The sequence below is a fragment of the Actinoallomurus soli genome (genome assembly GCF_024055715.1).
Lineage (GTDB): Bacteria > Actinomycetota > Actinomycetes > Streptosporangiales > Streptosporangiaceae > Actinoallomurus > Actinoallomurus soli.
Genome location: NZ_JAMXMV010000009.1, coordinates 216,089 through 228,701, shown reverse-complemented (window position 1 = coordinate 228,701; position 12,613 = coordinate 216,089). Strand labels below are relative to the sequence as shown.

Annotated in this window: 11 protein-coding genes; 10 read left to right on the top strand and 1 reads right to left on the bottom strand. The window is 75.0% G+C overall.

All coding sequences use genetic code 11. The features are described from left to right. The first annotated feature begins 116 nt into the window (after nt 1-116). Nucleotides 117-2,378, top strand: a complete 2,262-nt coding sequence (hypF, locus tag NDW01_RS23485; RefSeq protein ID WP_252823427.1) for a carbamoyltransferase HypF — start codon at nt 117-119, stop codon at nt 2,376-2,378. A 6-nt stretch (nt 2,379-2,384) separates the two neighbouring features. Here hypF and NDW01_RS23480 read toward each other — a convergent pair whose 3' ends face one another. Beyond that, nucleotides 2,385-4,010: a PucR family transcriptional regulator gene (locus NDW01_RS23480; RefSeq protein ID WP_252823426.1), complete on the bottom strand. Its 1,626-nt coding sequence runs from the start codon at nt 4,008-4,010 to the stop codon at nt 2,385-2,387. 177 nt (nt 4,011-4,187) lie between these two features. Here NDW01_RS23480 and uraD point away from each other — a divergent pair, with 177 nt between their 5' ends. The 9 genes from uraD to allB are packed head-to-tail and all read left to right on the top strand — an operon-like array spanning nt 4,188 to nt 12,610. After that, on the top strand, nt 4,188-4,676 hold the full coding sequence (uraD, locus tag NDW01_RS23475) for a 2-oxo-4-hydroxy-4-carboxy-5-ureidoimidazoline decarboxylase (protein ID WP_252823425.1): 489 nt from the start codon (nt 4,188-4,190) through the stop codon (nt 4,674-4,676). Nucleotides 4,677-4,678: 2 nt separating this feature from the next. Continuing rightward, nucleotides 4,679-4,990 carry a hydroxyisourate hydrolase gene (gene uraH / locus NDW01_RS23470; RefSeq protein ID WP_252823424.1) on the top strand — a complete coding sequence of 104 codons (312 nt, stop codon included), beginning with the start codon at nt 4,679-4,681 and terminating at the stop codon, nt 4,988-4,990. Between the two features lie 2 nt (nt 4,991-4,992). Next, complete coding sequence (gene pucL, locus NDW01_RS23465; protein ID WP_252823423.1) at nt 4,993-5,949, top strand: factor-independent urate hydroxylase; 957 nt, start codon at nt 4,993-4,995, stop codon at nt 5,947-5,949. Nucleotides 5,950-5,952: 3 nt separating this feature from the next. Beyond that, the gene (locus tag NDW01_RS23460) at nt 5,953-6,822 is read left to right on the top strand and encodes an FAD binding domain-containing protein (protein WP_252823422.1); all 870 of its coding nucleotides are present in this window, start codon (nt 5,953-5,955) and stop codon (nt 6,820-6,822) included. Then, nucleotides 6,813-7,286, top strand: coding sequence for a (2Fe-2S)-binding protein (locus NDW01_RS23455; protein ID WP_252823421.1), 474 nt, complete (start codon nt 6,813-6,815; stop codon nt 7,284-7,286). Before NDW01_RS23460 ends, NDW01_RS23455 begins: the two co-directional genes overlap by 10 nt. Next, nucleotides 7,283-8,641 (top strand): 8-oxoguanine deaminase, encoded by a 1,359-nt coding sequence (locus NDW01_RS23450; RefSeq protein ID WP_252823420.1) that lies wholly within the window; start codon nt 7,283-7,285, stop codon nt 8,639-8,641. Before NDW01_RS23455 ends, NDW01_RS23450 begins: the two co-directional genes overlap by 4 nt. Then, complete coding sequence (locus NDW01_RS23445; RefSeq protein WP_252823419.1) at nt 8,638-10,947, top strand: molybdopterin cofactor-binding domain-containing protein; 2,310 nt, start codon at nt 8,638-8,640, stop codon at nt 10,945-10,947. The genes NDW01_RS23450 and NDW01_RS23445 overlap by 4 nt, the downstream gene beginning before the upstream one ends. Continuing rightward, a complete protein-coding gene (locus NDW01_RS23440) occupies nt 10,938-11,309 on the top strand; it encodes an allophanate hydrolase-related protein (protein WP_305883810.1) in 372 nt (123 codons plus the stop codon). The genes NDW01_RS23445 and NDW01_RS23440 overlap by 10 nt, the downstream gene beginning before the upstream one ends. Further along, nucleotides 11,306-12,610, top strand: a complete 1,305-nt coding sequence (gene allB, locus NDW01_RS23435; RefSeq protein ID WP_252823417.1) for an allantoinase AllB — start codon at nt 11,306-11,308, stop codon at nt 12,608-12,610. The genes NDW01_RS23440 and allB overlap by 4 nt, the downstream gene beginning before the upstream one ends. Nucleotides 12,611-12,613: the final 3 nt, after the last annotated feature.

The window sequence follows — 12,613 nt, the reverse complement described above, 5'->3', positions numbered from 1 at the left end:
AACGGTCAGTGCATTACCGGGAGACAATGCGTCGGCGAGGGCCGCCGCACCGACGGAATGGTGCGCAGCAGAACTCGAGACGGGTCGGCAGGCCCTATCCGGGGGAGAACCGCGGAGTGCGGATTCGGGCCGGTATCAGGGTCGAGGGGATCGTGCAGGGGGTCGGGTTCCGGCCGTTCGTGCACGGCCTGGCGATGACCCTCGGCCTGGCCGGGCTCGTCGGCAACGACGCGAGCGGCGTGTTCATCGAGGTCGAGGGCGATGACGCCGCCGTCCAACGGTTCCTGCGCGGGCTGCGCGCCCCGCCGCCGCTGGCGGTGATCGAACGGATCACGACCCGTCCGCTCCCGGCCGAGGGCGGCGGCGGTTTCGCCATCGTGGGGAGCGACGCGGGCGGGCGGCGCACCGCGCTGGTGTCGTTCGACTCCGCGACCTGTTCCGACTGCCTGCGCGAGATGCGGGACCCCGCGGACCGGCGGCACGGCTACGCGTTCGTCAACTGCACCGCCTGCGGCCCGCGGTTCACGATTGTGACCGACGTGCCGTACGACCGGCCGAACACCACGATGGCCCGCTTCGCCATGTGCGCCGACTGCGCCGCCGAGTACCACGACCCCGCCGACCGCCGGTTCCACGCCCAGCCGGTGTGCTGCCCCGCCTGCGGGCCGCGGCTCGTCCTGCGGGACCGCGACGGCCGCGAGCGGCCCGGTGACCCGGTCAGGGAGGCCCGGCGGCTGCTCCGGCGCGGCGGGACCCTCGCGGTGAAGGGCCTGGGCGGCTACCACCTCGCCGCGACGGCCGCCGACGAGGCCGCAGTCGCGGCGCTGCGCGCCCGCAAGCACCGGGAGGACAAGCCGTTCGCGGTCATGGCGCCCGACCTGCCGTCGGTGCGCCTCCTCGCCGACCTCGAGCCCGCCGAGGAGGCGTTGCTGACGAGCACCGCCCGGCCGATCGTGCTGCTACGGAGGAAGGCCGGCGCGCCGCTCGCCGAGGCCGTCGCCCCCGGCAACCGGTCGATCGGGGTCATGTTGCCGTACACGCCGCTGCACCACCTCCTCGTGTCCGAACCGCTGGTGCTGACCAGCGGGAACCTCTCCGACGAGCCGATCGCCCACCGGGACGGGGACGCCTTCGCCCGCCTGCGGGACATCGCCGACGCCTTCCTCACCCATGACCGGCCGATCCACGTGCGCACCGACGACTCGGTCGTCCGGGTCTTCCGCGGCCGGAAGCTGCCGGTGCGCCGGTCCCGCGGGTACGTGCCGCGGCCGCTGCGGGTGCCCGCGGGCGGTCCGGCGGTGCTGGCCTGCGGGGCGGAGCTGAAGAACACGTTCTGCCTCGCCGAGGGCGGGCGCGCCTTCGTCTCGCACCACATCGGCGACCTGGAGAATTACGAGACGTTCCGCGCGTTCCGCGAGGGCGTCGAGCACTTCGAGCGCCTCTTCGGCATCGCGCCGGCGGTGCTCGCGCACGACCCGCACCCGGAGTACCTGTCCACCAAGTACGCCGTGGAGCGGGCCGAGGAGCGGGAGCTGCCCCTGGTCGGCGTGCAGCACCACCACGCGCACGTCGCCGCCTGCCTGGCCGACAACGAGCACGCCGGACCGGTGATCGGGGTCGCCTTCGACGGCACCGGGTTCGGGACGGACGGCACACTGTGGGGCGGGGAGTTCCTCCTCGCCGACCTGACCGGTTACCGGCGGGCCGGGCACCTGCGGCCGGTGCCGCTGCCGGGCGGCGCCACGGCGATCCGGGAGCCGTGGCGGATGGCGGCCGCGTACGGCGTGCCGGACCACCTGGACGTCGCCCGGCGCAACGCCGCCGCCTGGGACCGGGTCGTCGCGGTCGGCCGGGCGGGCCTGGGCGCGCCGCCGACCTCCAGCATGGGCCGGCTCTTCGACGCGGTCGCCGCCGTGCTCGGCGTCCGCGACCGGATCACCTACGAGGGCCAGGCCGCCGTCGAACTGGAACAGCGCGCCGATCCACGTGAGCGTTCGGCCTACCCGGTGCGGCTGGACGACGCGGAGGACGGCGGACCGTCGTTCCTCGTGCCCGGTGCCGAGCTCGTCCAGGCCGTCGTGGCGGACCTGCTCGCCGGCACGCCCACGCCGGTGATCGCCGCGCGGTTCCACAACGCGGTCGGCGACCTGGTCGTCGCCGGCGCCGTACGGCTGCGCGAGGCGACCGGCCTGACCACGGTCGCGCTGTCCGGCGGGGTCTTCCAGAACCTCCTGGTGCTGGAGCGCGCGGTCGCCGGCCTGGAGGCCGAGGGCCTCACCGTGCTGGTCCACCATCGCGTGCCGCCGAACGACGGCGGCATCAGCCTCGGCCAGGCCGCCGTCGCCCTCGCCCGTACGGTCATGGAGCCGGCGGGGTAGGCCGCGTCAGCGCAGGCGGAGGGCGAGGAAGAAGTCGACGCGGTCCTCCAGGCGGGTGAGGTCGCGTCCGGTGAGCTCCTCGACGCGCCGGATGCGGTAGCGGACCGAGTTGACGTGCAGGTGCAGCCGGTCGGCGCACCGGGTCCAAGAGCCCGACACCTGCAGGAACGTCTCCAGCGTGCGGATCAGGCCGGCGTGGTGGGCCTCGTCGTACGCGCGGAGCGGTCCGAGCAGGCGCTCACGGAAGGTGACGCGCGCGTCGTCGGGGAGGTTCGCCAGCAGCAGCGCGTGCGTGGCCAGCGCGTCGGGGCCGACGACACGGATCGGGCCGGTGCCGTCGTCGGCCAGTCTGCGGGCGTGGCGGGCCTCGGTGACGGCGCCGCGCAGCCCCTCGGCGGCGACCGGCTCTCCGACGCCCACCGAGACGCCCCCGCCGGAGAGACCGGGGGCCAGGACCGAGAGCGCCCGCCGGATCTCCCCGGCGAGGTCGTGGCCGGACCCGGCGATCGGCACCAGGGCGACCATCTCGTCGCCGAGCAGGCCCACGGCCGACCCGGCGGGAAGGATCTCGCGGAACAGGCGGTGCAGGTCGCCGGGGCGCAGCGTGTCCGCGGTGCCGGCGGCGACCGGGACGAGGGCCTCGGCGGCGTCCAGCCCGGTGAGCTGCAGCCGGGGGCTGATCTCGGCGTTGGGGGCGCCGGCCAGGACGAGACGGACCAGCTCACCGGCCAGGTGGCTCGCGGCGTTCGAGCGATCGTCGGAGCGTGCCCGCTCGATGGCCACGATCGTGGTCAGCTCGGCGGCCAGGGCCCGGCGCTCGGCGGGCCATTCGGTCCAGTCGCCCTCGCAGACGATCAGCCAGTCGGCGACCCGTGAGGCGACACCCGGCGAGACGGTCCCCGGGAAGGCGGCGGCTTCCGAAGAAGCGGTCCCCGGGGAGGCTCCGCCGGGCGAGGCGGTTCCCGGCGGAGCCGCGGAGGCGGCGTCCGGGGGGACGGCGAACAGCGAAAGACCCGGCCCGTGCAGCACGGCCGGCAGGCGGGGCGCGGTGAGGAGGCCGCGGACCAGGTCGGCGGGGGAGAGGGCGCCGGGCAGCTCGGGGGGACCGGCGACCAACCGGCCGGGCGGTGCCAGCACCCAGCATCGCATCCCCAGGTCGCGGCCGACCAGGTCGAGGAGCGGGCCGAGTCCGGCGCCCTCGGCGACGCCCGTCATCAGGCGGCGGTGACGACCGAGTACGGCGGTCAGGTCGGCGGCGCGTGCGGTGGACAGACGCCGCATGACCTGCTCGGTCACGCTCGCGAACGCGACGTCCTCCGGCACGCGGAACAGCGGCAGGCCGTGCCGGTCGCAGGCGTCGACCAGGTCGGCGGGGATCGTGGCGGCCACGGCGTCCCAGGCGGCCAGCGCGGAGACCCGGGCCCGGGCCAGCGCCCGTACGAAGATCTCGGTGTCGGCGGGCCGCCTGCGCCACACGAGCCCGGACAGCACCAGCTCGCCACCGCGCAGATAGCGGCCGGGGTCCTTCAGGTCGGTCGTGACCACCCAGCGGATGGTCCGGTCCAGTTCGCCGTGCCCGGTGATCAGTTCCAGCCGCAGATCCGGGATGGCGAGCAGTGTTCGCAGACGCATGACCCGGCTCCCTTCATCGGCGATCCCCGGGCACCGGCCGGGCGCCGGTGCCCGAGGCTGGAGAAACCTACAGAAGACCACGGAGACGGCCGGCCCGGCTTCGGAGATCCTGCGTCTCGACCTACCCGGATCTCCCTGTGTGTACTGGCCGCACGGGCGACGGCGAGGGGAGAGGCGATGGAGGCCGGGTGGTGCGCTCCGCGGGAGGCGGATCTGCTGGCCTGCTGCGCCTCCCGGCGCTGGGCCCGTACGGTCGCGGCCGGGCGGTACGACGATCCGGCGGCGCTGCGGGCGGCCTCCGCCCGCGTGCTGGCCGAGCTGGACTGGGAGGACGTCCTGGAGGCACTCGCCGCCCACCCCCGGATCGGCGATCGCGCGGACGGGGGCGGCGACGTGGCGCGGTGGTCCCGGGGCGAGCAGTCCGGGTTGAGCACGGTGACCGAGGACGTCCGGCGGGCGCTGCTCGAGGGCAACCTCGCGTACGAGAAGAGGTTCGGCCATGTGTTCTTGATCCGTGCCACCGGGCGCGGCGCCGCCGAAGTGCTCGCCGAGCTGCGCGCCCGGCTGAGGAACGACTTCGAGACCGAGCGCCGGGTCGTCCGCGCCGAGCTGACCGAGATCGTCGACCTCCGCCTCGCCGCCTTGGCCACGGAAGGAGGGCGCTGAGGATGTCCCTGTCCACTCATGTGCTGGACGCCGCGGCCGGGCGGCCGGCGGCGGGCGTGCCGGTGCGGCTGGAGAGCCGCGCGTCCGACGGGTCCTGGACGCCGGTGGCCGCGGGGCGCACCGACGAGGACGGCCGGTTCCGCGACTGGCCGGACCCGGGCGCGGGCGTCCACCGGCTCGTCTTCGAGACCGAGGGGCTCTCCGCGTTCTATCCCGAGGTCACGGTCGTGTTCCGGATCACCCGACCCGGCGGGCACCACCACATCCCCCTGCTGCTCAGCCCGTTCGCCTACTCCACCTACCGAGGGAGTTAGGGATGCGGCTGGGCCCGAACCGGTACGGCAAGGCCGAGATCCGCGTCGTACGGATCACCAGGGACGCCGACGTCCACCACATCAAGGACTGCGACGTCAGCGTCGCACTGTCCGGGGACATGGCCGCGGTCCACCTGACCGGTGACAACGCGGCCGTCCTGCCCACCGACAGCCAGAAGAACACGGTCTTCGCCTTCGCCCGCAAGCACGGCATCGCCGAGATCGAGGAGTTCGCGCTGCTCCTGGCACGGCACTTCGTCGACTCGCGGCCGAGCGTCCACCGCGCGCGGGTCGCGGTCGAGGAGTACCTGTGGGACCGGATCCCGGCCGGGGACGGCGCCGGCGGGACCGGCGCGGGAACGACCGGCGCGGGGACGACCGGCGCGGGGACGACCGGCGCCGGCGGGACCGGCGCGAGCGGGACCGGCCATTCCTTCGTCCGTTCCGGGCGTGAGATCCGCACCTGCGTCGTGCACTACGACGGGCCGTCGGAGCGGGTCGCGGTCGTGTCCGGCCTGACGGGACTGACCGTCCTGAACTCCACCGGCTCGGAGTTCCACGGCTTCGCCGAGGACGAGTACACGACCCTCCGGCCGACCCGCGACCGCGTCCTCGCCACCGAGGTCCGCGCCTCCTGGCGGCACCGGGGCGAGCACGACGGGTTCGGCGCGTCGTACGCGCGGGCGCGCCGGGCGCTGCTGGCGGCGTTCGCCGGCACGCACAGCCTTTCGCTGCAGCAGACGCTGTACGCGATGGGATGCCGGGTACTGGAGGAGTGCGGGGAACTCTGCGAGATCCGCCTGTCCCTGCCGAACCGGCACCACTTCGCGGTCGACCTGGAGCCCTTCGGCCTGGACAACGCCAACGAGGTGTTCTTCGCCGCCGATCGCCCGTACGGCCTGATCGAGGGCGCCGTCCTCGCCGATGACGCCCCCGACGCCGGATTCGCCTGGGAGTAGCGGATGGACTTCCTGCGCCCGGAGAGCTGGGAGGAGGCGCTGGCCGCGAGGGCCGAGCGCCCGGACGCGCTGCCGATCCAGGGCGGCACCGACGTCATGGTCGAGCTGAACTTCGACCTGCGCCGTCCCGCCGCGCTCTTGGACCTCGGCGCGGTCCGTGAGCTGGCCGGCTGGGAGACACTGCCCGACGGGACCGTCCGGGTCGGGGCCGGCGTGTCGTACGCCCGTCTGATCACCGGGCTGGGCGACCGGCTGCCCGGCCTGGCCCAGGCGGCCCGTACGGTCGGCTCGCCGCAGATCCGCAACCGCGGGACGGTCGGGGGCAACCTCGGCGCGGCGTCCCCGGCCGGCGACGCCCATCCGCCGCTGCTGGCGGCCGGCGCGGTGTACGAGGTCGAGTCGGCGGCGCGCGGCGTCCGGCTGGTCCCGGCCGCCGAGTTCTACGCGGGCGTGAAGCGCAACGCGCTCGGGCCCGACGAGCTGATCCGCGCGTTCCGTCAGGCTCCGGCCGCGGGCCCGCAGTACTTCTCCAAGATCGGGCCGCGCAATGCGATGGTGATCGCGGTGTGCTCGTTCGCGCTCGCGCTGTTCCCGGCCGAGCGGCGGGTCGGCACCGGGCTGGGCTCCGCGGCTCCGACGCCGCGCCGCGCGTACGAGGCCGAGGAGTTCCTGGCCGCGGAGGCGGACTGGGACGCCGACCTGGACGACGCGGTGGCCGGGCGCTTCGCCGAGCTGGTCAGCGCGGCGGCGAGCCCGATCGACGACGTGCGCGGCACCGCCGAGTACCGGCGGCACGCGCTCGGCGTGCTGGCGCGCCGCACCCTGACCTGGGCCTGGAACGACCACCGGAAGGGGGCCGGCGCATGCGCGTGACGTTCACGGTCAACGGCCGCGAGCAGGTCGCCGACGACGTGTGGGAGGGCGAGAGCCTGCTCTTCGTGCTCCGCGAGCGCCTCGGCCTGCTCGGTGCGAAGAACGCCTGTGAACAGGGCGAGTGCGGCTCCTGCACGGTCTACCTCGACGGCCTGCCGGTCTGCGCGTGCCTCGTCGCCGCCGGGCAGGCGCAGGGCCGCCGGGTGCGGACGGTCGAGGGCCTGGCCGGCGCGGACGGCCTCGCGCCCGTCCAGCGGGCGTTCGCCGAGTGCGGCGCCGTGCAGTGCGGCTTCTGCACGCCGGGCCTGCTCGTGCAGGCCGACGACCTGATCACACGGGTGCCCGAGCCCTCGGACGCGGAGATCCGCGAGGCGCTCGCGGGCAACCTGTGCCGCTGTACCGGGTACGAGAAGATCCTGGACGCCGTACGACGTGCGGCCGAGCTGAAGGCCGCGAGGCGATGATCGTCATCTTCCACGCTTACCTCGCCCCGGTGACCGGCGCGGAGATCCCGGACGGCCACCTGGTGATCGACGGCGACCGGATCGCCGCGGTCGGCCCCGGACCGGCGCCCGCCCTTACCGGCGCCGGACGGGTGGAGCGGATCGACGCCCGGGGCTGCCTGGTCACCCCCGGACTGGTCAACACCCATCACCACCTGTACCAGTGGGCCTCGCAGGGCATGGCCGCCTGCGACACGCTGTTCGACTGGCTGGTCGCCCTGTACCGGCCCTGGGCGCGGATGGACGCCGAGGTCGTGAGCGGGGCGGCCGCCGCCGGGCTCGCCTGGTTGGCCCGGTCGGGCGCCACGACCGTCGCGGACCACCACTACCTCTTCCCCAAGGGCCGCGGCGACCTGCTCGCCGCCGAGATCGACGCCGCCCGCCGCGTGGGCCTGCGGTTCCACCCCTGCCGGGGCTCGATGGACCGGGGGGAGTCGGACGGCGGGCTGCCGCCGGACGAGGCGGTGGAGACGCTCGACGACATCCTCGACGCCACCGCCGCCGCGATCGACGCCTACCACGACCCCTCGTTCTCCTCCATGCTGCGGATCGCGGTGGCGCCGTGCTCGCCGTTCTCCGTCAGCGAGGATCTGCTGGTCGAGTCCGCCCGTCTGGCACGTGCCGAGGGCGTACGCCTGCACACCCACCTCGCCGAGACCCTCGATGAGGAGGAGTACTGCCAGGAGCGCTTCGGCCGCACCCCGGTCGCGTACATGGAGCAGGTCGGCTGGCTCGGCCGCGACGTGTGGTTCGCGCACACGGTGCACCTGAACGACTCCGACATCGCGATGATGGCCGACTCGGGGACCGGCACGGCACACTGCCCCAGCTCGAACGCGCGCCTCGGCTCGGGCATCGCCCGCGTCCGGGACCTGCTCCGCGCCGGCGTCCCGGTGGGCCTCGGCGTCGACGGCCCGGCGTCGGCCGAGATGGTGCCCCTGGTCGGCGAGCTCCGGCAGGCGATGTACCTGCAGCGGGCCCGGTACGGCCCGAGCGCGCTGAACGCCCGGCAGGCCCTGGAGCTCGGCACCCTCGGCGGTGCCCGGCTGCTCGGCCGCCAGGACGAGATCGGCTCCCTGGAGGCCGGGAAGCTCGCCGACGTCGCCGTCTGGCGCCTCGACGGCTACCACGCGGCGGTCGAGGACCCGGTCGTCGCGCTCGTCCACGGTCAGGCGCCGCCGCTCGCGAGGCTCTTCGTGGGCGGCCGGACGGTCGTGGCGGACGACGTGCTCGTGTCCGCTCCGGAGGACACGATCGGCCGGGCCGGTGCCGGCGCGCACCGCCGCCTGATGGAGCTGGCCAAGGAGGTGCTGTGACGACGACGCGCGCGCCCGGGGACGTCGCCGCCCCGGGACGCGGGGGAGTGGGCGACAGCGCCCTCCGGCCGGACGGCACGCTCAAGGTCACCGGCGAGTTCGCCTACGCCTCCGACCTGTGGATCGACGGGACGCTGTTCGGCGCGACGCTGCGCAGTCCGTACGCGCGCGCCCGGATCCGCGCCATCGATCTCGGTCCCGCCCTCGCGGTGCCCGGCGTGGAGGCGGTGCTCACGCACGAGGACGTGCCGGGCCGCAGGCTGTACGGGCTCGACCACGCCGACCAGCCCGTCCTCGCCATCGGCGAGGTCCGCCACCAGGGCGAGCCGGTCGCGCTCGTCGCAGCCGACCACCCGGAGACGGCCCGGCGCGCGATGGAGCGGATCGCGATCGACTGGGAGGTCCTGGAGCCGATCACCGACGCGCGCGCCGTCGTCGCCGACCCCGACCGGCTCCGGGTGCAGGAGCGCGGCGGCATCGTCCGCCACCAGCCCGTCCGCGTCGGGGACGTCGCCTCCGCCCGCGCGCGGGCGGAGGTCGTCGTCTCCGGGGACTTCTCCGTCGGCATCCAGGACCAGGCGTTCCTCGGCCCGGAGTCCGGCCTGGCCGTCCCGGCCGAGGACGGAGGCGTCGACCTCTTCGTGGCCACGCAGTGGCTGTGGGGCGACCTCCGGCAGATCGCCCCGTGCCTCGGCCTGCCCGAGGACAAGGTCCGGATGACGCTGGCCGGGGTCGGCGGGGCGTTCGGCGGCCGCGAGGACCTGTCGATGCAGATCCACGCGGGCATGCTGGCGCTGCGCACCGGCCGGCCGGTCAGGATCGTCTACAACCGGTACGAGTCGTTCTTCGGCCACGTGCACCGGCATCCCGCGCAGATGCGCTACGAGTACGGCGCGACCCGCGACGGCCGGATCGTCTACGCCACCGCCGAGATCGTCCTCGACGGCGGCGCCTACACCTCCTCCACGCCCAACGTCGTCGCGAACGCCGCGTCCCTCGGCCTCGGCCCGTACGAGATTCCGAACCTGGAGATCGACGCGTACGGCGTCTACACCAACAACCCGCCGTGCGGCGCGATGCGCGGGTTCGGGGCGGTGCAGGCGTGCTTCGCCTACGAGTCGATGATGGACCGGCTGGGCGCCGCCTGTGGCCTGGGCCCGGTGGAGATCCGCCGGATCAACGCCGCGGGCCAGGGGTCGAAGCTGGCCACCGGTCAGGTCATCGACTCGCCCGCCCCGCTCGCCGAGATGCTGACCCGCCTGGAGGCGATGCCGCTGCCGCCCCCGCCGGACCGCACCGACCTGCGGAACCTGCCCGGCGGCGTCTCCCAGGCCACCCACGGCGAGGGCGTCGTCCGCGGCGTCGGCTACGGCGTGGGCCTCAAGAACATCTGCTTCTCCGAGGGCTTCGACGACTACTCCACCGCCCGCGTACGGCTGGAGGTCGCCGCCGGCGAGCCCACGGTCGTCGTGCACACCGCCGCCGCGGAGGTCGGTCAGGGCCTGGTCACGCTGCAGGCCCAGATCGCCCGCACCGAGCTGGGCGTCGACCGGGTCACCGTCGCCCCCGCCGACGACCGGATCGGCGACGCGGGGTCGTCATCCGCCTCGCGCCAGTCGTACATGACCGGCGGCGCGGTCCGCGCGGCCTGCGCGGCGGTCCGCGACGAGGTCCTCGCCCTGGCCCGCACCCGGCTCGGCGCCGGGGACGACCTGTCGCTGGCCGGCGGGAAGGTCGTGTCGGCGTCGGCGGGCGCGGTCGCCACCATCGCGGACGTCCTCGGCGACCGGACCGTCGAGCACACCCGCGAGTACCACCACCGGCCCACCGTGCCGATGGACCCGGTCACCGGGCAGGGCGACACCCACGTCCAGCTCGCGCTCTGCGTCCATCGCGCCGTGGTGGACGTCGACGTCGAGCTCGGCCTGGTCAAGGTCGTCGAGCTGGCCGCCGTCCAGGACGTCGGCAAGATCATGAACCGGCTGTCGCTGGAGGGCCAGATCCACGGCGGCTCCGCGCAGGGCCTCGGGCTGGCGCTGATGGAGGAGATCGTCGTCCAGGACGGCCTCGTACGGAACCCGTCCTTCACCGACTACCTCATCCCCACGATCCTCGACACGCCGCCCCAGCGGCTGGAGATCCTCGAACGCCCCGACCCGCGCGCCCCGTACGGCCTGCGCGGCGCCGGCGAACCCCCCACCCTCTCCTCGACCCCCGCCATCGTCGCGGCCGTTCGCGCCGCCACCGGCCGCCCGCTGAACCGGGTCCCGATCCGGCCGGAGGACCTGTGCCGCCGATGTTCCTGAACGGCGGGGGGATGCGCGGCGGGCCGCTGCACCACCTCCTCGACGGGGCGCCGCTGGTCGCCGCGACCACGACCGCGCCCCGGTACCGCCTGTACTCGGTCGCCGACCGGTTCCCCGCGCTCCTCCCGGTCGCGCACGGCGGCGCACCCATCACCGGCGAGGTCTACGACGTGCCCCTGGACGTGCTGCGCGACCGGCTGCTGCCCGCCGAGCCGCCCGAACTGGAGCTGGGCGTGATCGAACTCGCCGACGCCACGGCGTCCCTCGCCATGCTGCTCCGCCGCCCGCCGGCGTCCTTCCCGCAGCTGACCGACATCACCGACCGCGGCGGCTGGGCCGCCTACCGGCGAGAGATCCCATGAGGGAGTACGACCTGGTCGTGCGCTCCCGCCGTACCGTCCTCCCGGACGGGGAGCGGCCGGCGGCCGTGGCCGTACGGGACGGGCGGATCGCCGCCGTCACCGGCCACGACGAGGCGCCGCCCGCCCGTGCGCGGGCCGACCTCGGCGAGGTCGCCCTGCTCCCTGGGCTCGTCGACACTCACGTCCACGTGAACGAGCCGGGGCGTACGGAGTGGGAGGGCTTCGCGACCGCGACCCGCGCCGCGGCGGCGGGCGGGGTCACCGCGATCGTGGACATGCCGCTCAACTCGCTCCCGCCCGTGACCACCGTCGGCGCGCTGGCCGTCAAGCGGGACGCGGCGGCCGGGCGGTGCTTCACGGACGTCGGCTTCTGGGGCGGCGCGGTCCCGGGGAACACCCGCGAGCTGCGCGCTCTGCACGACGGCGGCGTGCTCGGCGTCAAGTGCTTCACCGCCGACTCCGGCGTCCCCGAGTTCCCGCCGCTGTCGTACGCCGAGATGGAGGAGGCGTTCGCCGAGGTCGCGTCGTTCGACGGGCTGGTCATCGTGCACGCCGAGGACCCCGGGTCGCTGTCCACCCCGCTCGGCGGCGCGTACGACGACTTCCTGGCCTCGCGGCCGCCGAGCGCGGAGTCCAAGGCGGTCGAGCAGGTCATCCGGCTGGCCGAGACGACGGGCGTACGGGCGCACGTGCTGCACCTGTCGGCCGCCGGCTGCGCCGAGCCGCTGGCCCGGGCGCGGGCGGCCGGCGTACGCGTGACCGCCGAGACCTGCCCGCACTACCTGACCCTCACGGCGGCGGACGTACGGCCCGGCGCCACGCACTTCAAGTGCTGCCCGCCGATCCGCGACGCCGCCAACCGGAACGGGCTCTGGCACGCGCTGGCCACCGGCGTCATCGACTGCGTCGTGTCGGACCACTCGCCGTGCCCGCCCGAGCTGAAGCGCGGCGGTTTCGACGAGGCATGGGGCGGCATCTCGTCCCTGCAACTCGGCCTGCCCGCCGTCTGGACCGAGGCCCGGAGGCGCGGTCACGACCTGACGGACGTGGCGCGCTGGATGTCGGCCGCGCCGGCCGCGCTGGCGGGCCTGCCGGGCAAGGGCGCCATCGCGGTCGGCAACGACGCCGACCTGGTCGCCTTCGCCCCGGACGAGGAATTCACCGTCGACCCGGCGGCGCTGCTGACCCGGCACCGCCGCACGCCGTACGCGGGCCGTGGGCTGACCGGCGTCGTACGGACGACGTGGCTGCGCGGCGAGGCCGTCGACGGCACGCCGCGCGGGCGCCTGCTGGGGAGGTGACCG

Excerpts from the sequence above, each read along its gene's own strand:
- NDW01_RS23480 (WP_252823426.1), bottom strand. The coding sequence starts at position 4,010 with ATGCGTCTGCGAACACTGCTCGCCATCCCGGATCTGCGGCTGGAACTG.
- pucL (WP_252823423.1), top strand. The coding sequence starts at position 4,993 with ATGCGGCTGGGCCCGAACCGGTACGGCAAGGCCGAGATCCGCGTCGTA.
- NDW01_RS23450 (WP_252823420.1), top strand. The coding sequence starts at position 7,283 with ATGATCGTCATCTTCCACGCTTACCTCGCCCCGGTGACCGGCGCGGAG.
- NDW01_RS23440 (WP_305883810.1), top strand. The coding sequence starts at position 10,938 with ATGTTCCTGAACGGCGGGGGGATGCGCGGCGGGCCGCTGCACCACCTC.
- NDW01_RS23460 (WP_252823422.1), top strand. The coding sequence starts at position 5,953 with ATGGACTTCCTGCGCCCGGAGAGCTGGGAGGAGGCGCTGGCCGCGAGG.
- uraD (WP_252823425.1), top strand. The coding sequence starts at position 4,188 with ATGGAGGCCGGGTGGTGCGCTCCGCGGGAGGCGGATCTGCTGGCCTGC.
- uraH (WP_252823424.1), top strand. The coding sequence starts at position 4,679 with ATGTCCCTGTCCACTCATGTGCTGGACGCCGCGGCCGGGCGGCCGGCG.
- NDW01_RS23455 (WP_252823421.1), top strand. The coding sequence starts at position 6,813 with ATGCGCGTGACGTTCACGGTCAACGGCCGCGAGCAGGTCGCCGACGAC.
- allB (WP_252823417.1), top strand. The coding sequence starts at position 11,306 with ATGAGGGAGTACGACCTGGTCGTGCGCTCCCGCCGTACCGTCCTCCCG.